Here is a 24,240-nt window from a genome sequence, read left to right as displayed (position 1 = left end):
TGAGCCGGCGGCCCGGGTCGCCGGTTCGAGTTCAGTCGGCAGCGGGATCCCTCGCCGCGGTCGCCTTGTCCGCCGCGGCGAGGAAGTCGTCCACCAGGTCGGCGGTGTCCTCGATGCCGGTGGAGATGCGCACCAGCCCGTCCCCGATGCCGGTCGCGGCCAACTGCTCGGGGTCCACGATGCCTGCCCACATCGACCGGGGGTGCACCACCAGCGTGCTGACGCTGCCGAGGCTGGCCGCTCGTTTGGCCAGCCGCAGCCCGTCCAGCAGTGCGGCGGCTCCGGCCCGCCCGGCCCTCAGGTCGACGCTGAGCACCCCGCCGAAGCCGGTCATCTGCCGCCGCGCCAACGCGTGCTGCGGGTGCGACGGCAGCCCGGGGTAACGGACCCGGGCCACCGCCGGATGCTCCTCCAACGCGTGGGCCAGGGCCAGGGCGTTGGCGTTGTGCCGCTCCACCCGCAGTGGCAGCGTACGGATGCCGCGCAGCAGCAGCCACGCGTCCACCGGGCCGAGGGTGGCGCCGGTGACGATGGCCGTCTGCCACACCCGCTCGACCAGCTCGGCGGAGCCGACGACCACCCCCGCCGACACGTCGGAGTGGCCGCCGAGGAACTTGGTGCCGCTGTGCCAGACCAGGTCCGCCCCGGCTGCCATCGGACGCTGGTTGACCGGTGTGGCGAAGGTGTTGTCGACCACCACCAGCGCGCCGGCCGCGTGGGCGACCTCCACCACTGCGGTGAGGTCGGTCAGCTCCAGCAGTGGATTGCTCGGCGTCTCCACCAGCACGAGCCGCGTCCGCGGCCGGATCGCCCGCGCGAACGCCTCGGTGTCGGTCTGGTCCACCTGGGTGTACGACACCCCGAACCGGGACAGCAGGCCGGTGGCGAGCGAGGTGGTGCCGCCGTACGTGCTGCGCTGCACCACCACGTGGTCGCCGGCGGAGAGCAGGGCCAGCGCGATGGTGCTGACCGCCCCCATCCCGGAGGCGGTGACCAGCCCCGTCTCGGCGCCTTCCAGCTCGGCGACGACGGCGGCCACCTGGGCGTGGTTCGGGTTGCCGTAGCGGGTGTAGAAGGCGCTGCCCCGCGTCTCGGTGGCGATCGCGGTGAACTGCTCGTCGGAGTCGGCGCTGAAGGTGACGCTCTGCACGATCGGCGGCGCGACGGCTCCGCCCGGGACCAGTCCGTCGTCGCCGTGCACGGCGGAGGTGCTGAGACCGGTCATGACCGGGCCACCCGGTCCACCAGTGCGCCGTAACTGCCCAGCGTCACGAACTCGGGCAGCGTGAGGTCGCTGCCGTGACGCTGCCGCAGCATGGTGACCAGCCGCAGCGCGCGCAGTGAGTCACCGCCGGCGGCCGACCATCCGGTCGCCGGATCATCCGGCGCGACCCCGAGCACCTCCTGCCAGGCCGCCGCCACCCGGGTCGCCCACGCATCGCCGGCCGCCTGCTCACCGCTGGCAACGGCGGGCAGCGGCGCGTGCGGGTCGGCCGCCAGCAGGCGACGGAAGCCGTCGGCGAACGCGTCGACCCGGTCCCCGGCGACGGTGCGGTGGTCGTACTGGAGGGTGAGGGCGAGGCGGCCGGTGTCCGCGTCCAGCTCGGCGTCGACGGCGAGGCTGAACGCCACATCGACGGTGACGCCCCGACTGTCCACGATGCGAGGCCCGCCACCGGCCGGGTCGTTGGTGAAGTGCGTCCAGTTGAAGAAGTGGTCGAAGCGCGGCCCGACCCCTCCGGCCCGGACGATCTCCGCCAGCGGAAAGCGGTGGTGTCCCATCATGTCCCGTTCGGCCCGCCACACCTCGGCGGCCAGCTCGGCCAGCGAACGGGTGCCCAGCTCCACACCGACCGGCAGGGTGTTGAGGAACAACCCGAGGGTGGCGTCGCTGCCCTCGCCCTCCGGCCGCCCACCGACCACCAGTCCGCTGACCACGTCGTCGCGGCCGGTGAGTTCGCCGAGCATCCGCAGGTGGGTGGCGAGCAGCCAGGACTTGACGGGTACGCCGGAGGCCCGGGCCGCCTCGGTGACCGCGTCGGTGGTGCCGGGTCGCAGTGGCACCTGCTGGGTGGTGGTGGTCCGTGGGGCTGCCCCGCCGAGCAGCAGCGGCGGCACCGCCCCGGGACCGTCCAGCCAGAACCGGCGGCTGGCCTCATCGGTCCGGGCCCGTCGCTCGGCTGCCACGTACTCCCGGAACGGCAGGCCGGGGCGGCCCGGATGAGAGGTGCCGGCCCGCTCCCGGTCGTACGCGGCGAGCAGGTCGGTGCGGAACAGGTGCAGACTCCAGCCGTCGAGGATGGCGTGGTACTCGGCGATGATCAGGGTGAACGCGTCGGCGTCCTCCCGGACGGCGTGCAGCCGCAGCAGCGGCGGTCGGGCCAGGTCGAAGGGGCGTACCCGCTCGGCCGCCACGAGTGCGTCGACCCGGGCGCGGCGGGTCTGTGCGTCGACACCGGTCAGATCCGTCACCGGCACCTCGACCGGCACGTCGGCGTGCACGAGCTGCAACGGCTCGGAGTACGCGCCCAGCGCGAACCCGGTCCGCAGCACCGGATGGGCGGCCACCAGACCGGCCAGCGCGCGCCGCAGCGCGGGCGCGTCCAACGGCGCGGCGATCCGGTGCGCCGTGACGTTGTGGTACATCGCCGGGTCGCCGGTCAGCTCACAGTGGTAGACCATGCCCTGCTGGAGGGTCGTCATCGGGTACGCGTCGGCCAGCCCGGCGGGCAGCAGCTCCCGGTCGGCGGCGGCCACCAGAGCGAAGCGTCCGGCCGCCGGGACCGACGCCGAGCCGGCCACCGCGTCGGTCCCGGCGACGGTGATCTCGCCGTGCGTGACCAGCTCGCGGATCGTCTGGTACGTGAAGATGTCGCTGAGCCGGAAGGACAGCCCTCCCTTGTTCGCGGCGACCTGCATCTGGATGCTGCGGATGGAGTCGCCGCCGAGCGCGAAGAAGCTGTCCGTCACGCCGACGGTCGCCACCCCGAGCACCTCGCGCCACGCCTCGACGAGGATCTGTTCGGCCCGATCGGCAGGCGCCACCACCGTGCCGCCGTGCGGCCGGTCGAGGCGGGGCGCGGGCAGCGCCGCCCGGTCGAGCTTGCCGTTGCGGGTCAGCGGCAGCTCGTCGAGGAGCACCACCGCCGCCGGGACCAGGTGGGCCGGGAGCCGGTCGGTCAGCCAGCCGGTGAGCCGTTCGTCGAAGGGCTCTGCCGTCGGCCCGGCCGGGACGACCACGGCCGGGCGTGGATCGGCGGCGTACTCGGGGCGTACGGCGTGCAGGGTGTGCCGGTCGGTGCCGACCAGCAGGTCGTCCTGCCGGGTCACCACGTCGAAGCCCCGCGCCTCGAAGGTGGCGACCAGCTCGGCCAGTCGGCCCTCGGTGTCGGTGCCGGGCGCGTCGTGCACCTCCATGGCGACCTGCGCGACCAGCGGCCAGTGCCGATCCTCCAGCCCGGCGAGCACGTCCGCCTCGGCCCGCTGTACGTCGATCTTCAGCAGGTCGATCCGTTCCGGGGCGAGCTCGTCGAGGAACGCCGACAGCGGCCGGACCGGCACTGTGATTTCCCGGCCGGCGAAGCGTTCCGCGAGCAGTTCGTCGACCCGGTCGAGCAGCACCTCGCGGTCGGCGCCGGCGTCGCGTTCGTTGGCGAGGAACCGTTTGATCACCGCCACCTCGGCGTCCGGGTCGGCGTACGCGGCGTGGCCGGACATCATCGAGTAGCCCGGGTAGTAGGTGAAGGACACCTCCCCGGCCGCCCGGGACAGCCCGACCGCGTGCACGGTGGCCGGCACGCCGAACTCGGCGACGTTGCGGCGCAGCAGGTCGGCCACCGACGGCACCGGCTCGAACGCGTGGATCGTGGCGTCCGGGCAGACGGCGTTCACGAACAGCGAGAACATGCCGATGTTCGCGCCCACGTCGAGGACGGTGGCTCCGGGCCGCAGCACGATGCCGTCGCGCAGGTAGACCTGCTGGACGAAGATCTCGTCGTACAGGTAGCGGGTCTCGTGGGGATTGACCCCGGCGATCCGATCGTTGTCCACAGTGGCCGGTGCGTCACCCGGGCGGACGTAGGCGACGAGCCGGTCGCCGTGCCCGTCGTCGTCGCGGGCCACCACCGCGGCGTCGGCCACCTCCGGGTGCTCGCGAAGAGCGGCCGCGATCTCGCCCGGCTCCACGCGGAACCCGTGGATCTTCACCTGGTCGTCGAGCCGACCCAGGTAGCGCAGCCGCCGGTCGGCGTCGAAGCGGACCCGGTCGCCGGTGCGGTACACCCGCTCGGTGCGCCCGGACGGCAGCGCCACGGTCACGAACCGCCGGGCGGTGGCCTCCGGGTCGCCCCGGTAACCGTCGGCGAGCTGCGGGCCGCTGACGCAGAGTTCACCGGCAACGCCCGGCGGCACCGGGCGCAGCTGCTCGTCGAGCACCCACACCGCGACGCCGGGCAGGGGCCGGCCGATCGTCGGGGCCTCCCCGGCACGCACCTGCGCCGCGCTGGTGTCCACAGTGCACTCGGTCGGGCCGTACAGGTTGACCGCCCGGACGTCGGGCAGCGCGGCGACTGTCTCCCACAGGTCGGGTGCGATCGCCTCGCCGCCGAGCAGCAGCAGGCCGGGCAGTCGGATGTCACCCGCCCCGGCGAGCAGGATGCGCAGTTGCGAGGGGGTCAGGTCGAGCACGTCGACGTCGTGGTCGGCCAGCGTGGCAGCCAGTGCGGCCCCGTCCCGGCGGACCTGCTCGGGCACCAGGTAGAGGCTGCGGCCGTGGCCGAGCTGCACGAGCTGCTTCACGCTGGCGTCGAAGGTGAGCGGGGCGTTCACCGCCACCCGCAGACCGGGGCGGCTGTCCGCGTACACGACCTGCTCCAGGGCGTCGGCCAGCTGCGCGGCGGCGCCGTGCGACACCTCCACTGGCCGGGGAGTGCCGGTGGAGCCGGACGTGAAGATCACGTACGCCGGGTCGGTCGGGGTCGGCACCGCGGCGGGCGGGCGGTCGCCGGCCGCGACGAGGTCGCCGACCGTCACTGTCGCCGCACCGCCGTCGCCCACGACGACCTCCGCGCCGACCGCGCGGATCTGCGCGGCGAGCCGCCGGGACGGGGCGTCCGGGTCCAACGGCACGAAGACCGCCCCCGCGCGCAGCACGCCGAGGACCGCCACGACGGTGTCCCGGGACCGTTCGGCCAGCACGCCGACCGGGGCGCCGGACAGGCCGCGCGCCGCCAGGGCCCCGGCCACCCGCCCGGCCCGTTCCCGCAGCTCACCGACCGTGTACGCGCCGTCCGCGTCGACCACCGCCACGGCCTGCTCGTCCATCCCCGCCAGGCCCGCGTCGAAAAGGTCCACGAGGGTACGCGCCGACGCCTGCGACGGTGTTCCCGCCGCGTCGGTCAGCCAGCGGCCCTCGGCCTCGCCGAGCACCGACGGCGCGTCGGCGCTGGAGAGCGCGGCGGGCAGGGTCCGCAGGACCGCCAGCAGCGCGTCGAGCAGCCACTGGCCGCCGACCACGCCCAGGGTGACCCGGTCGCCCTCGGCCAGCACTGTCAGCTGCGGGCCCGCCGCCGCCGGCGGGGTGTCGATCTCCACAGTGACGCCACGGAGCCCGGCCACAGTGGCCGGCGCGGCGGCCGGGGGCACCGCGAAGCCCGCCATCGCCCCGGACTGCTCGTCCACCGGGTCGACCAGGTGGAACGTGTCGTCGGCGGTGCTCTCGGCCGCGCGGACGACGGCCAGCAGGTCGGCGGGCGCGGTGGGCAGCGGCAGGGCCAACCGGAGCGGGCCGTAGCCACCCAGCGGACCCACCACCTCGGCGGTGCCAACGGCATGGCGCCCGTCGCTCCACCGGGCCAGCACCAGGTCCACCTCGTCGGCGCCCTCCGGCGCCTCGGCGCGGCGGGACACCGCGAGCGCCCACGCGGCCAGCAGCACGGTTTCCGGCTCGACATTGGCGGCCCGCGCCACGTCGGTCAGCTCGGCGGCGGAAACGGTCGCGGACACCATGGCGGTCGGGTCGTCCCCGTGCGGGGTGACCAGTCGGGCGGCCGGCGCGGTCGGCGCGGCGGTGGCCGGTGCCTGCTCGCGCTCCTCAAGCTGCCACTCGGCGACGTCGAGGAACTGCAACGCCTCCGCATCCTGCGGCAACGCCTCGCCGGCGTACGCCCGGGCCAGGTCGGCGAGGACCAGACGCAGGCTGGCCGGGTCGGCGATCAGCGGGGTGGCGGTCAGCTCCAGCGCATCGTCGGTGAGGGTCACCGACAGCTCGCCCTGCGCGCCGACGGTGACGCTGCGGTCGTCGTCGACGTCCTGCATCGGCACCCGCAGACCCGGGTGGTGCACCAGGGTCAGGCGCAGCGCCTCGTGCCGGGCCACCACCGCGTCCAGGGCGCTCTGCAGCCGGGCCCGGTCCAGCGGGCGGTCCAACCGCACCCGCGCCCGGACCAGGTCCTGCTTGGCCGACCAGGCGAGCCGCTGGACGGGGGACAGACGGTAACCGTTCACAGAACGCTCCGGTTGACGTAGAGGTCGGACATGGCGACCAGGATCTGCCGGTCACCGCTGAAGGGTTCGCGACCGTGGGTCGCCAGGAAGTTGTCCACCACCAGCACGTCGCCGCGCTGCCAGGGAACCGACACCGCGTGTTCCCGATACAGCTCGCGCAGCCCGGCGACCACCTCGTCGGGGATCGGCTGTCCGTCACCGAGATACGCGTTGCGGGGCAACCCGTCCGGGCCGTACTCGCGCAGCAGCGCGCCGGACACCTCGGTCGGCATGTTCGACACGTGGAACAGGTGGGCGTGGTTGAACCACACCGTCTCCCCGGTACGCGGATGCGTGGCGACCGCCTGCCGCCGGGCCCTGGTTCGCAGGCCGTCGGAGCCGAGCCAGGTGAACTCGGTCGCCGAGGCGTGGCAGTACGCCTCCACCTCGGCCCGGTCGGTGGTCTGGAACGCCTCCTGCCAGGGCAGGTCCAGGTGCGGGCCGTAGTTGCGCACGTAGCAGACCCCGGCGCGGAGGAAGAGTTCCCGGACGTCGGCGGGGATCAGCGGGGTGATGACCCGTTCGCTGGCCAGCGGGGTGGCCCCGCCGCTGCCGGTTGCCGGCTGCGCGCACCAGAAGTAGAGGTAGCTGGGCCAGTTGTGCGAGTACGACATCTCGTGGTGCAGCGGGATCCACTGCTCGGCGTTGAACTCGGTGGAGGTGAAGACCCGGTCGGCGACCTCGTGCCGGGGCGCCGCCCGTTCCAGGTAGCCGAGCAGGTCCGGGCTGACCGCCCGGGCCGCCCCGCTGAAGTCGTCGGGGGTGCGCACCTCGAAGCCGCGGAAGAACACCGCCCCGAACTGGTCCAGGTCCCGGAGCAGCTCCTCGCGCCTGCCGGCGAGCCAACCGCCAAGGTCGAGGTCGGGCACGGCGGCCTCGACGAGCAGCACGAACCGGTCGTCCACGAGGACCCGCCGGGACACCGGCGAGCTGACCGTGCCGGTACCGCGTCGACGCGGCGCCGGCCCGCTCATGCCCGGTCCCCGGTCGGAGCCGGCATCGGGCGGCTCGCCTCGGTCAGTTCGGGCGCGGCGGTCGGATCGGACATGGCGGTGAGGATCCGCCGGGGCGGGGTGAACGGATCCCGGGCGTGCGCGGCCAGCATGTTCTCCACCAGCAGCACGTCCCCGCGCTGCCAGTCGAAGGAGCGGGTCTCGGCGGCGTACGCGGCCCGCAGCTCGGCCAGCACCTCGTCGGAGATGGGCGTGCCGTCGCCGTACGCGGTCTGGTAGGGCAGGTCCTCCTCGCCCAGGGCGGCCCGCAGTCCGGCGCTGACGTCGTCGGGCAGGGAGGTGACGTGGAAGAACAGCGCGTGGTTGAACCAGGTCCGCTCGCCGGTGACCGGGTGGCGGCGTACCGCCGGGCGGACCTGCCGGGTGCGCAACTGCCGCTCGCCGACCCACTCCACGTCGATCAGCGCGCGGGCGCAGTACGCCTCGACGTCCTCCCGTCGTTCGGTCTGGAACGCGGTCTGCCAGGTCAGGCTGATGCCGGGCAGGTAGTTGCGCCGGTAGAGCACCCCGCGCCGCTCGAACTCGGCGACGGTCTCCGGGCGGAGCCGGGCGAGCACCCGGCGGCTGTCCGCGAGGGGGGTACGCCCACCCGCGCCCGGCGCCACCTCGCAGTGGAACACGATCCGCAGGGGCCAGTTCACCGTGTACGACTGCTCGTTGTGCAGCACGATCGGCTGGTCGGCGGGGTGCTCGGTGGAGGTGTACACCCCCTCGGTTACCTGGCTGCGCGGCGAGGACCGTTCGCCGTAGCTGAGGACCTCGTCGGAGAGCGCGGCCATCACGGTGCGGAAGTCCTCGGCGCCGGCCACGGCGAAGCCACGGAACAGCACGGCCCCGTGCCGGCGGGCCAGCTCGTCGACCTCGTCGCGGCGTCCGGCCAGCCAGCCGGCCAGATCCACGTCGGGTGTGTTGGCCCGGATCAGCGCCGGCAGCGGGCCGCCGGGCCAGTCGGGGTGGACGTCCACCAGGTTCCGTTCACGGCCGCGACGGGGAATGCTCCGCGCGACCCGGGTCTGCTCAGTCATCTCTCGCTCCCAGGGTGTCGACGCAGTCAGCCAGACTGCGTCGGGGGTCGGCGGCGGCGGTCCGCAGCAACGCCGTGAATCGGCGGTGCCAGGTGACCACCCCGTCGTGGTCGAACAGGTCGGTGCGGTACGTCCACAGCGCCGCCAGCCCGTCCCGCCGCTCGTCGAGCCAGAGGGTCAGGTCGAGGCGCGCGGTGTCCGGGGTCAGTTCCACGCCGGTGAACTCGACGCCGGCCGCGGCGCGGTGCCGGGCCGGTGGGGCGTTCTGCACGCCGAAGGCGACCTGCACCAGCGGGGTGCGGTGCGGCTGGCGGGCGGGCCGCAGCCGTTCCACCAGCAGGTCGAAGGGCACGTCCTGGCGGGCGGCGGCGAACAGGGTGACCCGGCGGGCCTCGGCGAGCAGGTCGGCGAAACCGCGCTCCGGCACGGGGCGCAGCCGCAGCGGCACGGTGTTGACGTGGCAGCCGACGCTTCGTTCGGCGGCGACACTGGTCCGGCCAGCGAAGGCCACGCCGATCAGCAGGTCGCGCCGGCCGGTGATCGCACCGAGCAGGGTCGCGAAGGCGGCCAGCCCGACCATGTGCAGGCTGACCCGTTCGGCCCGGGCCAGTTCGCGTACCGCGTCGGCGGTGGCGGGGTCCACTGTGGTCCGCAGCGTGGCGCCGGACGGCGCCCGGTGCGGTCCGGCCCGCGCCGCGCGTCGGTCGAGCCGGTCCGTCGCGGGCAGGTCGAGCAGGTCGGGTGCGCCGCGCAGCTCGTCGAGTTGGTCGGCCAGTGCCCGCTGCCCGGCGGGACCGGCCAGCCAGTCCCGCTGGGCCAGGGCGAACGCCGCCGGGCCGGGCACCGAGGGTTCCGGGGCCGTTGCCGCGACGTTGTCGTACGCCTGGGCCAGCTCCCGCACGATCAGGCCGAACGACCAGTCGTCGCAGACAATGTGGTGCACGACGAGCAGCAGCGCCACCGCACGGCCGGTGGTGTCCGGCACCAGGTGGGCGCGGAGCAACGGTCCGGTGGCCAGGTCCATGGGGGCCCGGGTGACCTCGACGCCGAGTTGGGTGAGCCGCTCGTCGAGCGGGGTGCCCGGTTCGGGCGGCGCGACGAGCGGCGGCGCCCCGGCGCCGGGGAGGACGTGCTGCACGGGCCCGTCCGGCCCGGCCGGAAACACGGTGCGCAGGGCCGGATGCTTCTCGACCACCCGGCCCAGCGCCCGGGCCAGCCGGTCCGGGTCCACCGGCGTGTCGAACCGCACCGCGAAGGCCAGCAGGTACGAGGTGTCCGCCGGGTCGAGCCGGTGCAGGAACCACAGCCGGGTCTGCGCGGCCGACAGCGGCGCGGGGCCGGCCGGTGCCGGGCCGACGGGTTCCCCGAGCGGCGTCGGGTCGACGGCCAGCCCGTCGAGGTGGGCCACCAGCGCGCCGACGGTCGGGTGCGCGAAGAGGTCGCCGGCGTGGACCGGCCGGCCGGTCGCGGCGGCCAGCCGGGTGGCGCAGCGGACCGCGAGCAGGGAGTCACCGCCGAGGGTGAGGAAGTCGTCGTCGGCGGTGGTCACCGGCACGCCGAGCACCTCGCGCCACACGGCCGCCACCTCGGCGAGCATGCCGTCGAACGGCCCGGCGTCGGGCCCGGCGTCGCCGCCGAGGGCGGGGGAGGGCAGTGCCGAGCGGTCCACCTTGCCGTTGGGCAGGGTGGGCAGCCGGTCCAGCCAGACCACTGTCGCGGGGACCATCGGCGCGGGCAGCACCCCGGCCAGCCGGGCCCGGACGTCGTCGCGCCGCTCGCCGACCAGGTAGCCGACCAGCAGCGGATCCCCGCTCGGCCCTTTCCGGACGGCGGCGGTCGCCTCGCGTACGCCGGGCAGGGCCGCGAGGCGGGCAGAGACCTCACCCAGCTCGATCCGGTAGCCGCGCAGTTTCACCTGGTCGTCGAGTCGGCCCAGGTAGGCCAGTTGCCCGTCCGGACGCAGCCGGACCCGGTCGCCGGTGCGGTACATCCGCTCGCCGGGGCGGAACGGGTCGGGCAGGAACCGGGCCCGCGTCTCTTCCGGGCGGTCGAGGTAGCCCCGGGCGACGCCCGCCCCGGCCAGGTGGAGTTCGCCCGGATCGCCCGGCGGGACCGGTTGCCCCTCGGGGTCGAGGACGTAGGCCCGGGTCTGCGGCAGGGGCCGGCCGATCGGCGGGTCCCCGCTGTCCGGCGGCACCTCCGCCCAGGTGGAGTAGGTGGTGTCCTCCGACGGGCCGTAGAGGTTGCAGAGCCGGCGGACGTGCGGACGCGACCACACCCGGGCGGCCAGCGCGGCGGTGAGTGGCTCACCGGCGAGGCAGACCGTCCGCACGCTCGCCGGCAGGGCGTCGGCGGTGAGCAGTTCCCCCATCGCGGAGGGCACGGTGTTGACCAGTGTGACGGGCAGCCGATCCGCTCCGGGGGTGGCGAGGGCCAGCACGTCGTCGACGAGCAGCACCCGGCCGCCCCAGCAGAGCGGGCCGAAGATCTCGAAGACGGACAGGTCGAAGCAGACCGAGGTGGCGGCGAGCAGGCCGCCCAGTTCGGCGTCGTCGAAGGTCTGCCGGATCCAGTGCATGAGCACCGACGCCGAGCGGTGCTCGATCGCCACGCCCTTGGGCCGCCCGGTGGAGCCGGAGGTGTAGATGACGTACGCCAGGTCCGTCGGGGTCGTCGGCACCGCCGGGTCGGTGCCGTCCCGGGGCAGGTCCAGTCGGTCGATCGGGACGGCCAGGTCGGGGAACCGGTCGGCGAGGTCGGCGCGGGTGAGCACCAGCCGGGCCCCGGAGTCGGCGGCCATGAAGGCCACCCGGGCCGGCGGGTACGCCGGGTCCAGCGGCACGTAACAGGCCCCGGCCTTGAGTACGGCTAGCAGGGCGACCACCAGTTCGGGTGTCCGGGGCAGGCAGACGCCGACGCGGTCCTCCCGGCTCACCCCGCGCGCGAGCAGGACCCGGGCCAGCCGGTTCGCCGCCTCGTCGAGATCCCGGTACGACCACGTGCGGTCGGTGTGCCGGACCGCCTCGGCCTCCGGGGTTCGGGCGGCCTGCGCGGCCACCATCCGGTGCAGACAGTCGACGTCGGCTGGTACGCCGGTGACGCGTCGGTCGACGGTTCGGCGGGTCGGGCCGGTGGGCCGGGCGAGGGCGCTCATCGACGACCACCGCGCCCGCCCACCGGGACCGGCTCGGCCCGCTGCGCGCCCCCGGCGCGGTGCTCGGCGAGCCGTCGGTCGGCCTCGGCCTGGAGGCGGTCCTTGTCGGCGACGATGACAGTGCCGGGGTCGTTGTCGGGCAGCTCGTCCTCGACGTGGCGGATCGGTCGGTAGGCGATGCCGACGGCGGCCAGGGCGAGCGAGCAGAGGCCGGCGACGATCGCCGCGAGGGCCATGCCGCGGCCCGGGCCGGTGCCGACGACAGCGGCCAGCAGGCCGCCGGGCGACACCATCGGGGCGAACACGTGCTCGGCGAGCGGACCGGCGGTGAGGAAACCGGCCGGCACCATCAGCCAGGACAGCATCTGGCCCATCGAGAGCACCCGGCCCTGCAGCTCCAGCCCGACCTTGGCCTGCACGATGGCCAACCAGTGCGTGTTCACCAGGGCCGTGGCCAGGCCCATGCCGAACAGGCCGAGGGCCGGGAACAGTGGGCTCGGGCGCAGGCCGACAGTGAGCAGCGACGCGCCGAGGAGCACGACGCTCGCCAGGATGCCGGTGGTCCGCCGGGCCGTGCCGCCCCACACTCCCATGAGGACCGAGCCGACGAGCATGCCGACGCCGCTGGCGGCGAGCACCCGACCGAGCACCGCCGGGTCACCGAACGACAGGGTCAGCGGGGTGACCAGGACCTCGACCAGGGCGAAGAAGTAGTTGAGCGACGCGGTCAGCACGACCAGGGCCACCAGGCCGTGCCGGCGGACGATGAACCGCCAACCGCCCAGGACCGCCCGCCGGAAGGTCTCCTCGCGCCGGACGAACAGGGTGTCCGGGAACCGGACCGACAGGGCGACGGTGACCGCGACGGCGAAGGTGAGCAGGTCGATGATCACGACGCCGCGCAGCCCGACCGCGATGACCAGCGCACCGCCGAGCAGCGGCGCCAGCACTGTGCTCGTCGCGGTGCCCAGGGAGACGATGCCGTTGGCGCGCCCGTAGTACCGCTTGGGCACGAGTTGCGTGACGGCCGCCAGGTAGGCGGGTAGCTGGAAGGCGCTCGCCACGGCGGTGACGGTGATGGCGGTGAAGACGTGCCAGAGCTGGAGTTGGCCGAGCCACAGCAGCAGGGCGAGACTCACCGTGCCGGTGGCGGCCACGCAATCCGCGACGATCATGATGAGTCGCCGGTCCCACCGGTCGGCCAGCGCCCCCGCGATGGGGGACAGCACCACGGCGGGCAGCAGCGCCAGGACGGTGGCCGTGGCGAACAACGAGACCGACCCGGTCTGCTGGTACACCCACAGGCCCATGCCGAAGCCGGTCAGCCCGCTGCCGATCAGCGAGACGAGCTGACCCAGGGCGATCAGGTAGAACACGGTGAGACTGGGCATCGCCCGACGTACGGCGGGTGGGGTGCCGTCCGTCGCCGGCACGACCACGGCGGCGGCCGGCGGGGGCACGGCGGCGGCCGGCGGAGTAACCGTGGCGGGCGGCGGCTTGGCGGGCGTCGCGTTCGACGGATCGCAGGTCGCCTGGATGATGCGCGCCACCTCGGCGGGTTGGTGCTTGGCGAAGTAGTGGCCGGCGCCCTCGATGACCTCCAGGGACACCCGGTCGGAGAAGAACTCCCACTCCAGGTAGCGCTCCTGGTACAGCTCGGTGGCCCGGTCGCCGCCACCGACCACGCAGACGATCGGGGCCGACAGTTTCCTGGGCAGACCGTTGTCGTAGACGTCGGTGTAGTAGTCCTCGCCCATCGCGGCGTCGGCCAGGACCACGCGCATCACGAAGTCCTTCTCCCGCTCGTCGAAGACCTCGGTGAAGAAGCCCATCGCCCGCAGCGACTCCAGGGTCCGCCGCTTCGACGTCCACCGCTCCGTCGGGAACCACTGCCGTAGCCAGCGGAACACCCGGCCGGGCAGTCGAGGGGCGGGGAAGTGAGCGCCGATGACCACGCCGGTCAGCTCCACACCGGCCGCCTCCAACCGACGGCCCAGCTCCACCGCCTCGGCGCCGCCCATGCAGTGCCCGTACACCGCCACCGGGCCGCTGATCCCCGCCACGACCTCCGCCACGCAGCCGTCCACCAGCTCGTCCATGCCCAGCAGGGGCTCGTCCGGGCGGTTCACGTCGTGCCCAGGGCGCTCCAGGGCGTACAGCCGCACGCCGGGCGGGACGGCGTCCGCCAGCGGCTGGAAGGTGATCGCGCTACCGGCGGCGAAGGGTACGCAGACCAGCGTCAGCCGTGTCGGTGTCGCCGGTAGCGCCGGGGTCAGCTCGTGCAGCAGCCGTCCGGCGGACCCCCCTGTCGCGTCCAGGTGCTCGGTCAACGAGCGGATCGTCGGGTGGCGGAACAGGTCGAGGACGCTGATCGGCGGGTCGTTGCCGGCCAACGCCTTGATGGCCTTGAAGGAGTCGCCGCCGAGGTCGAAGAAGTCGTCGTCGATGCCGACGGTGTCGTAGCCGAGCACCGCCGCCCACCGCTTCGCCAGCGCCGCCCGCAGCGGGGTGTCGGGCGGTGCCGCGCCGACGCCAACCCCGCCGCGTACCGGTGCCGGTAGGGCGGCCCGGTCGACCTTGCGGTTGGCGCTCAGCGGCATCCGGTCGAGCACCACGAACGCGGACGGGACCATGTAGTCGGGCAGGTAGGTGCGCGCGAACGCCCGCCAGGGCGTGGGGTCGGCGTCGAAGTCGGGTACGGGCCGCCCTGCCACCCCGCCGTCCGGTATATCCCCGTCGGCCGCTCTTGCGGTGGTCAGTGTCAGGTAGGCCACGACGCTCTTCTCGCCGTCGTCCTCGCGGACCACCACTGCGGTGTCGCGGACCTCCGGGTGGCGGCGCAGCACCGCCTCGATCTCGCCCAGTTCGATGCGGAATCCGCGGACCTTCACCTGCGAGTCGCTGCGGCCGACGAACTCGATCCGGCCGTCGGCCAGCCACCGGCCGAGGTCCCCGGTGCGGTAGAGCCGGCCGGTGGAGAACGGGTCCGACACGAACCGCTGCGCCGTGAGGTCGGGGTCGCCGTGGTAGTCACGCGCCAGCCCCGCGCCGCCGAGGTACAGCTCACCCAGCACGCCCACCGGCGCGGGACGCAGTCGCGGGTCGAGCACGTAGGCGCGCACGTTGCCGATCGGGCGACCGATGCTGAGGTGGGTGACGTCGGGTTCGAGGCGTTCCATGGTGGACCACACGGCGGCCTCGGTCGGGCCGTAGAGGTTCCACAACGCGCCGACCCGCTCGGCGAGCTGCCGGGCCAGCGGCGCGGATACCGCCTCGCCGCCGCACACCGCCGTCAGGCCGGGCAGCCCGGCCCAGCCGGACTCGATCAGCAGCCGCCAGGTCGCCGGGGTGCCCTGGGCCAGGGTGACCCCCTCCGCGGCGAGCAGCGCGGCCAGTCGCGGCGCGTCGTAACCGACGTCGCGGCCCACCAGCAGCATCCGCGCGCCGACGACCAGGGGCAGGAACAGCTCCGGTACGGACATGTCGAAGGCGAAGCTGGCCATCGCGAGCATCGTGCCGTCGCTGGTCAGGCCGGGCCGCTCCCGCATGGCCGCCAGGGTGTTGACGATCGCGCCGTGCGTCACCCGGACGCCCTTGGGGTGGCCCGTGGACCCGGACGTGTAGATCACGTAGGCGAGATGGTCCGGCCCGGCCAGCGGCTCGGGGTCGGTCTCCGGCCCGGTGCCCGCACTCGCGTCGGTGCGCAGTACCTCGCCCGCGTACCCGGTGAAGCGGTCGGCGAGGCCCGGTTCGGTGATCAGGACGCTCGCACCGCTGTGCGTCAGCACGTACCGCTGCCGCTCGATCGGATAGTCGGGGTCCACCGGGACGTACGCGCCGCCGGCCTTGAGCACACCGAGCAGCGTGACCGGCAGTTCCTCGGAGCGGTGCAGGCAGACGGCGACAGTGCCGTCGGGGCCGACCCCGGCCCGGCGGAGCCGGTGCGCGAGCCGGTTGGCCCGGGCGTTGAGCTGGGCGTAGGTGAGCGTGGTGGTCCCGAACGTCACGGCCGGCCGGTCGGGGTGCGTGGCGACCTGGTGCGCTATCAGCTCGACCAGGGTCGGCGTCCCCCCGTCCCGACCGGACGTGGCCCAGCCGAGCGGGGTGGCGGTGTCGTTCCACTCGTCGACCCGGGTCAGCTCGGCGGGGGTGAGGATGGCCAGATCCGCCAACCGGACGTCGGGGTCGGCGACGGCAGCGGCGAGCAGCGTCTCCAGGTGCCCCATCATCCGCTCGGCGGTGGTCGCGTCGAACAGGTCGGTGTTGTACTCCAACCGGAGCCGCAGCCCTTCGGCCACCTCGTACCCGTACAGGGCGAGGTCCTGCTGGGCGATGCCCGGCTCGACGGCGAACTGGACCATCCGCAGCCCGGCCGTTCCCAGGTCCCGCCGCTGGGGCAGGTTCAGCAGGTTGAACATCACCTGGAACAGCGGGTTGCGGCTGAGGTCGCGGGGCGCGTCGACGAGATCCACCAGCCGCTCGAACGGCACCTCCTGGTGGTCGTACGCGCCCAGGGCGGTGCGTCGGACCTGCTGGAGCAGCTCCTCGAAGGTCCACTCACCGTCGATCGTGGTCCGCAACGGCAGCATGTTGACGAAGAAGCCGACCATCGGTTCGAGTTCGGCGCGGACCCGCCCGGCGACCGGCGTGCCGACGCAGATGTCGTGCTGGCCGGTGTAGCGCCACAGCAGCGCCTTCAGCGCGGACAGCACCGTCATGGCCAGGGTGGCGCCCCGGGTCTGGCTGAACCGGCGCAGCTCGTCGGCGGCGTGCGGGGACAGGACCCGGGTGTGCGCCGCGCCGTGGAAGGTCTGCACGGGCGGCCGGGGACGGTCGGTGGGCACCTCCAGGACGCTCGCCACCCCGTCGAGCTGCTCGCGCCAGTACCGCATGTCGTCGCTGTCGGCGTCCGCCAGCCGGTTGCGTTGCCACCGGGCGTAGTCGCCGTACTGGACGGCCAGTTCGGGCAGGGGTGCGGCGCGACCGTCCACGGCGGCGCCGTAGAGGGCGGCCACCTCACCGGCGACGATGCCGAGCGACCAGCCGTCGGAGACGCTGTGGTGCATGGTCATCGACAGCACGTGCCGGTCGTCGGCGAGGCGCAGGAGCACGGCCCGGAACAGCGGCCCGCGGGCCAGGTCGAACGGGCGTCCGACGTCGGTGGCCAGGGCGGCGTGGGCCCACGGCGGCACCGCGTCGGCGACCGCCGGCTCCACGATGCTGCGGGCGACCGGGGCCGTGTCGTCCACGCCGGTCGGGGCGGACACGATCGGCAGGTCGACCGGGCCGGGCGGCAGCACCTGCTGCACCGGGTCGCCGTCGGGTCCGAGCGGAAAGACGGTACGCAGCGACTCGTGCCGCCGGGTCAGCTCCGCGAGGGCCCCGCGCAGCGCGTCGACGTCGAGGGTGCCGTCGAGCAGCAGTGCCGTGCCGACGGTGTAGGCGCTCTGCTCGTACGCCTGGTCGAGGAACCACAGCCGGTGCTGCCCGGAGGAGAGCGGCGCCGGCCCGGCGTCTGGGTCGGCGCGGGGGATGGTCGGCGCGTCGCTGGGCTGCGGTGCGACGGTGGTGGTGGGTACGGGGTCGGTCTGCGGCAGCGTGGCCGCGATCCCGGCGACGGTCGGCGTCGCGAAGACCGTCTCCAGCGGCAGCGCGACGCCGAGTCGGGCCCGCAGCCGTACGACGAACTGGGTGGCGAGCAGCGAGTGCCCGCCCAGCTCGAAGAGGTTGTCGAGCGCCCCGATCGGCCGGATCCCGAGCAGTTCGCTCCACAGCTCCGCCACGATCTCCTGCCCGGGCGTGCTCGGGGCGACGTAGGCGGTGCTGACCGGCGGACGGTTGCCGGCCTCGACCTGCCCGGGTGCCTCCAACACGGTCGGGGAAGCGGTGGGCGAGGTCTCCGCCAATCCGGGCCGCGACACCGCGTCCAGCCAGTGGCGGCGCCGCTCGAAGGGATAGCCGGGCAGGGCCAGGCGGCGACGTCGGCCACCGTGGAACGCTTGCCAGTCGACCCGCCCGCCGGACAGCCACAGCCGGCCCACCGCGTCGAGCATCGTGGTGAGGTCGTCGGCGTCGCTGCGCGGATGCCGCATCGCCGCCACCACCTGACCGGGCCGCACCCCGGCCAACCGGGCGAGGCCACCGAGGGCGTGCCCGGGACCCAGCTCCGCGAGGACGACGTCCTGCTCGGCGAGCAGCGCTGCCGACTCGGCGAACCGGACCGGCTCCCGCATGTGCCGTACCCAGTACGCGGGGTCGGTGACCTGCCCGGGGGCGACCGGACCGCCGGTCAGGTTGGTCAGGTACGGGCGTTGCGGCTCGTGGTAGGTCACCCGGCGTGCGTGCTCGGCGAACTCGTCGAGCACCGGGTCGAGCAGGGCCGAGTGGTAGCCCCTTGTGACCCGTAGCGGCCGGCACCCGACCCCGTCGGCGGTCAGCCGTCGGCGCAGCTCCTCGATCGCCTCCGGTGCGCCGGACAGCACGCACAGCTCGGGTGCGTTGACGGCGGCCAGCGACAGACCGTCCACCGCCAGCCCCGCCGCCGCCGTCTCCGGCAGACTCACCGCGAGCATCGCCCCGGCCGGGGTCCGTTCGACCAACTCACCGCGGGCGCTCACCAGCCGCAGCGCGTCGGTCAGGGAGAAGACGCCGGCGAGGCACGCCGCGACGTACTCGCCGAGGCTGTGTCCCACCATCAGGTCCGGGGTCACCCCGCGGGCGAGCAGCGACCGGGCGAGGGCGTACCCGGTGACGAACAGAGCGGGTTGGACCAACCCGGGCCGCGCGAGCAGCCGCTCCGCCTCCGGGTGGCCGTCGGGCGCCGGGCACAGCAGCGTACGCAGGTCGAGGCCGAGGTCGTCGCGGAGCAGCTCTGCGCACTCGTCCACCACCGCCCGGTAGGTCGCCTCCGCGCGGTACAGACCGGCGCCCATCGCCACGTGCTGCGCACCGTGCCCCGGGAAGGCGAACACCAGGGTCCGACGGCCACCGGGATGAACGCCGGTGAACTGCCGTTGTGGCGCGTCGAGGGCGACCAGCGCGTCGGCGTGGTCCGTCGCGACGAGAAAACGGCGGTGGGCCATCGGCTGGCGCCGGCCCAGGTTCGCCGCCACGTCGGCGAGGTCCGCCTCGGGGTGCGCGCCGACCCAGTCGCGGAGCTGACGCGTCTGCCGATCGAGCGACTCGACCGTACGCGCCGACAGGACCAGCAGGTGCGGCCCGGTGGCCGGCGGGACAGGCGGCGCGGCGGCCGTGGCCGGCGGCTCCTCCAGCACGACGTGGGCGTTCGTGCCGCCCATGCCGAACGAGCTGACGCCCGCCCGGCGCGGGCCGTCGTCGCCGGGCCACGGTCGAGCGGTGTCGTTCAGGTAGAACGGGCTGCTCTCGAAGTCGATCGCCGGGTTGGGTCGGCTCACGTTGATGGTGGGCGGCAGCGTACGGCTGTGCAACGCCATGATCGTCTTGAGCAGCCCGGCCACACCGGCGGCGGCATCGGTGTGGCCGATGTTGGCCTTGGCCGAGCCGAGGGCGCAGAAGCCCTGTTCGTCGGTGCCTCGCCGGAACGCCTCGGTCAGGGCGGTCACCTCGATGGGGTCACCGAGGCTGGTGCCGGTGCCGTGGGCCTCGACATAGCTCACCGAGCGGGGCTGCACGCCGGCCGACGCGAGGGCGCTGCTGATCACCGCAACCTGGCCGTCGACGCCGGGCGCGGTGTAGCCGGTGCGGCGGGCGCCGTCGTTGTTGATCGCGGAACCGCGGATCACGGCGTAGACGGTGTCGTTGTCCGCGACCGCGTCCTCCAGCCGCTTGAGCGCGACGATGCCGACCCCGCTGGACGCGATGCTGCCCCGCGCGTCGGCGCTGAACGGCCGGCAGTGTCCGTCGGGGGAGTAGACCCCGCCGTCGTGGTAGAGGTAGCCGCGCCGCTGCGCCGGGAAGACGCTGACCCCGCCGGCCAGGACCAGGTCGGACTCACCGGTCAGCAGGCTCTGCCGGCCGAGGTGCACGGCGACCAGGGAGGTCGAGCAGGCCGTGGCCACGGTGACGGCGGGGCCGGTCAGGTCGAGTTTGTACGCGACCCGGCTGAGCAGGAAGTCCTTGTCGTTGTTGATGGACAACTGGTGTTCGCCGATGGTGTGCATCAGCTCCGGATGGCTGCTCAGGTTGTCCAGCAGGTACGTGCTGCGACCCGACCCGGCGAACAGGCCGACCCGGCCGGCGTGGCCCGCCGGGTCGTAGCCGGCGTGCTCCAGCGCGTGCCAGGCGCACTCCAGCAGCATCCGGTGCTGCGGGTCGAGGGTCTGCGCCTCCCGGGGCGTGACGCCGAAGAAGGCGGCGTCGAACTCGTCGATCCCGGGCAGCCAGGTGCCGGAGCGGACGTACGCGGGATCGTCGAGCCGGGTCGGGTCGGCCCCGTCGGCCAGCATCTCCTCGACCCTGAACTCCCGCACCGACTCCACGCCGGCGCGGATGTTGTGCCAGTACTCGTCGATGGTCCGCGCGCCGGGGAAGCGACAGGCCATGCCGACGACGGCGATCAGGCCGCCGGGCTCGGCCGTGGTGCCCGCCCGTGGCCGGGTGACGCGGGCCGTCGTGGCCGGGGCGGCCGGGGCCTGCGCGCCGGTGGTGGCCGTGGTCAGGAACGTCGCCAGGGACTCGACAGTGGGGCTGCGGAACAGGTCGGTGACCGTGACGACGTCACCGAGCCGCTCGCGCAGTCGCTTGAGGACAACCAGCAGGCGCATCGAGTGGCCGCCGAGGTCGAAGAAGTTGTCCCGCGTCCCGACCTGCGCGACGCCGAGCACGTCACGCCACACGTCCACGACCAGCCGTTCGAGCCCGATCCGGGCGGCGTCCCAGTTGGCCGGTACGGGCGCGACGGGTGCGCTCGCCGGCTGTTCGGGCGTCGGTCGATCCGGGTCCGCCTCGGCGCGCTGCCGGGGCACCTCCCGACCGGCGGCGGGCAGCGCGGCGACGTCCACCTTGCCGTTGCGGGTCAGCGGCAGCGCGTCGAGGAAGACGATCGCGGCGGGCACCAGGTAGGAGGGCAGCTCGGCGGCGAGAGCCGCCCGCAGGGCCGCCGCGTCGGTCTCCGCCCCACCGGCTCCGCCGGCCCCACCGGCTCCGCCGGCCCCACCGGCTCCGCCGGCCCTACCGGCTCCGCCGGCCCCACCGGCTCCGCCGGCCCCACCGGCTCCGCCGGCTCCGCCCGTCACGTACGCGACGAGGCGCGGGTCGTCCGGGTCGTCCCGGCGCAGCTGCACCGTCACGTCGCTGTCCGGCCGGCATCGGCGGATGGCGGCCTCGATCTCGCCGCACTCCACCCGGTAACCGTGCAGCTTGACCTGGCTGTCGGTGCGGCCCAGGTATTCCAGGTTCCCGTCGGGACGCAGCCGCACGAGATCGCCGGTGCGGTACAGCCGGGCTCCGGGGGCGGGCGAGAACGGGTGTGGGACGAACCGCGCCGCCGTCAGCGTGGGCTGGTGCAGGTAGCCGCGTGCCACGCCGGCTCCGCCGACGTACAGCTCGCCGATAACGCCCACCGGGACCGGGTTGCCCCAGTCGTCCAGCACGTACAGCTCGGTGTTGGCGATCGGCCGACCGATGGGGACCGACCCGTCGACCGGGGTGGACGGGTCGACCTCGTACGCGGCGCAGCCGACCACCGTCTCCGTCGGCCCGTACTCGTTGACCAGCGTGGTGTCGGGGGCGTGCGCCCGCCACGGCGCCACCTGGTCGGCGCGCAGATTCTCGCCGCCGATGACGAAGCACCGGGTGCGGCCGGCCATCTCGGCGGGGCTGAGCTGATGGTTGACGAGGTCGAGCTGAGCCGGGGTGATCTTGACCAGGCCGAAGGCCGGCCGCTGGTCGCGCAACGCCTCGCCGAGCGCCTCCGGGCCGAGGTGTTCTCCGAGCATCAGCACGGTTGCCCCGCTTACCAGCGGGACGAGCAGGCTCGTGACGGTCAGGTCGAACCCGACCGACGAGTGCAGCGGAACCGTGTCCCCGGGCCGCAGCCGGTAGGCCTGGGCGGCCCAGCGCACGTAGTTGCAGACTCCCCGGTGGGTGACCATGACCCCCTTGGGGCGGCCGGTGGACCCGGAGGTGTGGATGACATACGCGAGGTCGTCCGTCGAGGGCTCCGGCCGCCGTCGCGGCCGTCGCCGGGGACCGGCCGCCGCGCCACCGGGCTGTGCCGCAGCGACCGGCGTGTGCCGGCCCGGCGCCGCCAGCGCAGGGCCGTCCGGGACCAGCAGCGCCAGGCCGTCGGGCACCAGGTGCGCCAGCTCCGCGCAGGTGAGGACGATCGGCGCGGCCGTGTCCTCGATCAGATACCGCAGCCGGGCGGGCGGGTTCGCCGCATCCATGGGTACGTAGGCCGCGCCGGCCCGCAGTGCGGCGAGCACCGCCACCGCGAACGGGACCGCACGCGGCAGCAGCACTCCGACCAGGCTGCCGATGCCTACGCCCCGCCCGCGTAGCGTCTCCGCCAGCGCCTCGGCGGTCGTGTGCAGCTCGTGGTAGCTCAGCGCGGTGTCCCCGTCGGTCACCGCCACGCCGTCGGGGTTTCGGCGCGCCTGTCGCTCGATGAGCACGTGGACCAGGTCGTCCGGCTCGGTGGGGGTGGCGGTGGCGTTGGCAGCCACGACGAGCTGCCGGTACTCGTCGGCGTTGAGCATCGTGGCCGAGCCGACCGGTGCGCCGGGCTCGGCAACCAGCGAGCGCAGCAACGTCTGGAAGTGACCGGCGAGGCGGGCCATCGCGTCGTCGTCGAACAGGTCGGTGCGGTATTCCAGCACGGTCCGCACACCGTCGGCGTTCTCCCGTACCGAGACGGTCAGGTCGAACTTCGCGGTGGTCCCGGGCACGTCGATCGGGGTGACCTCGATGCCGTCGAGGCTGGGTGGTGCCGTCTCACGGCCGTACACGAACATCACCTGGAACAGCGGGGCGAAGCCGGGCCTGCGGGCCGGGCGCAGCGACTCCAGCAGTGTCCCGAAGGGAAGCTCGCCGTTGTCCAGGGCGTCGCCGGCGGCGGTGCGCACCCGTGCGAGCAGCGTCTCGAACGACGGGTCGTCGTCCAGCCGGGCCCGGACCGCGACGGTGTTGAGCAGCAGCCCGACGAGCTGCTGCGCCTCGGAGCGCCGGCGGTTCGCCACCGGCGTTCCCACCACGATGTCGCGTTGCCCGGTCCAGCGTGCCAACAGGACGTGCAGCGTGGCGAGCATGACCATGTACGGGGAGACGCCGAGTCGTCGGCACAGCGCCAGCAGCCCGTCGGTGGGCACGTCCAGCGGAAACGACACTGTGGCCCCCGCACCGGACGGCACCGCGGGCCGGGGTCCGCGGGTGGGCAGCTCCAGGACGGCGGGCGCGTCGGCGAGTTGCGCGTGCCAGTGGTCGCGTTGCGCCGCCGCCTCGGCCCCGGCGAGCCAGTCGCGTTGCCACGCCGCATGATCGCGTTGATCGACGACGACCGGGCCGAGGTCAGCCGGTCGTCCGGTGCGGTGCGCGGCGTAGAGCCGTTCCCACTCGTCGTGCAGGATGCCGAGCGACCATTCGTCGACGGCGACGTGGTGGAACGTCAGCAGGAGCACGTGCTCCTCGGCAGCGAAGCGCAGCAGGCTGGCCCGCAGCACCGGTCCGCGTTCCAGGCCGAGCGGGTCACGCGTCTCCGCGTGCATCCGGGCCTGCATCTCCTGGTCGCGTTGCCACGCGGGCAGCCCGCCCAGATCGTGCACCCGCAACAGTCCTGGTTGCGGCTCGCCGACCACCTGGACCAGGCGCGGCGCGGCGTCGTCGACCTCCGCCGGCCCCGAGCCGGGCCCGCTGGGTGCGAGCGTGGTGCGCAGCGCGGCGTGCCGGGCCACCAGGGCGTCGAGCGCCCCGGCCAGTGCCGCCACGTCCAGTGGCCCGACCAGCCGGTACGCCAACGGCACCAGGTAGCTGGCCGGATCGGGGTCGAGACGGCTCAACGACCACATCTGGCGTTGCTCGTGGGTGGCCGCGACCAGGGCGCCGGCACTGTCGCGGCGGCGCGGCACGACCGGCGTCGCCTGCCGGGGCCGCATGACGTCGGTCATCGCGTCCGTCTCCTTCGTGATGCCAGCAACGGCCGGATCCGCCCACGCGGCGGCCCGGTCCAGCAATGGCTCCTGACTTCGCATCCGAGCCTGCTGTGACGGTTTGTCGACCTGGGTCGGCGGCACCGGTAAAGCGGCTGCGGCGCGGGGATGCTGTGACACGACGATCGGTCGCCCCCACGGCTCGGAAGCTACCCACGCCGGTAAAGGTGATCAGTCGCTCATGCGACAGCTGTCGTTGTTCCGATGCGCTTCCCTGTCACATCATCACACTCGTGATCTTTGATGGGATCCACAGATCGTGTCGGCCGTCGACGCTTTCGGTGCGGGGCCGGTGCGCGTTCGTCCATTGCCGTCGGTCGCTCGGGTCGAACACGTGACCGGTTCTCGACTGAATGGTGGAACTCCGGTACGCGAGGGCT

The 24,240-nt window shown here is 74.0% G+C and carries 6 protein-coding genes; all 6 read right to left on the bottom strand.

What is annotated here, in order from left to right:
* Positions 1-31: 31 nt before the first annotated feature.
* From CLT68_RS26395 to CLT68_RS26370, 6 genes are read right to left on the bottom strand one after another with little or no spacing between them, the layout of a single operon-like run.
* Positions 32-1,225, bottom strand: a complete 1,194-nt coding sequence (locus tag CLT68_RS26395) for an aminotransferase class I/II-fold pyridoxal phosphate-dependent enzyme (protein WP_099854967.1) — start codon at positions 1,223-1,225, stop codon at positions 32-34.
* Entirely contained in the window at positions 1,222-6,504 is a 5,283-nt protein-coding gene (locus tag CLT68_RS26390) for a non-ribosomal peptide synthetase (protein ID WP_099854965.1), read from the bottom strand. Before CLT68_RS26390 ends, CLT68_RS26395 begins: the two co-directional genes overlap by 4 nt.
* On the bottom strand, positions 6,501-7,517 hold the full coding sequence (locus CLT68_RS26385; protein WP_099854963.1) for a TauD/TfdA family dioxygenase: 1,017 nt from the start codon (positions 7,515-7,517) through the stop codon (positions 6,501-6,503). The genes CLT68_RS26390 and CLT68_RS26385 overlap by 4 nt, the downstream gene beginning before the upstream one ends.
* Complete coding sequence (locus CLT68_RS26380) at positions 7,514-8,581, bottom strand: TauD/TfdA family dioxygenase (protein WP_099854961.1); 1,068 nt, start codon at positions 8,579-8,581, stop codon at positions 7,514-7,516. Before CLT68_RS26380 ends, CLT68_RS26385 begins: the two co-directional genes overlap by 4 nt.
* Positions 8,574-11,735 carry a non-ribosomal peptide synthetase gene (locus tag CLT68_RS26375; RefSeq protein ID WP_099854959.1) on the bottom strand — a complete coding sequence of 1,054 codons (3,162 nt, stop codon included), beginning with the start codon at positions 11,733-11,735 and terminating at the stop codon, positions 8,574-8,576. Before CLT68_RS26375 ends, CLT68_RS26380 begins: the two co-directional genes overlap by 8 nt.
* Positions 11,732-23,818, bottom strand: a complete 12,087-nt coding sequence (locus tag CLT68_RS26370; RefSeq protein ID WP_158240931.1) for a non-ribosomal peptide synthetase/type I polyketide synthase — start codon at positions 23,816-23,818, stop codon at positions 11,732-11,734. Before CLT68_RS26370 ends, CLT68_RS26375 begins: the two co-directional genes overlap by 4 nt.
* Between the last annotated feature and the right edge of the window lie 422 nt (positions 23,819-24,240).

The sequence above is a fragment of the Micromonospora sp. CNZ299 genome, from assembly GCF_002754415.1.
Note: the sequence above shows the minus strand (reverse complement) of the source record. Positions and strands in the feature narration are given on the sequence as shown.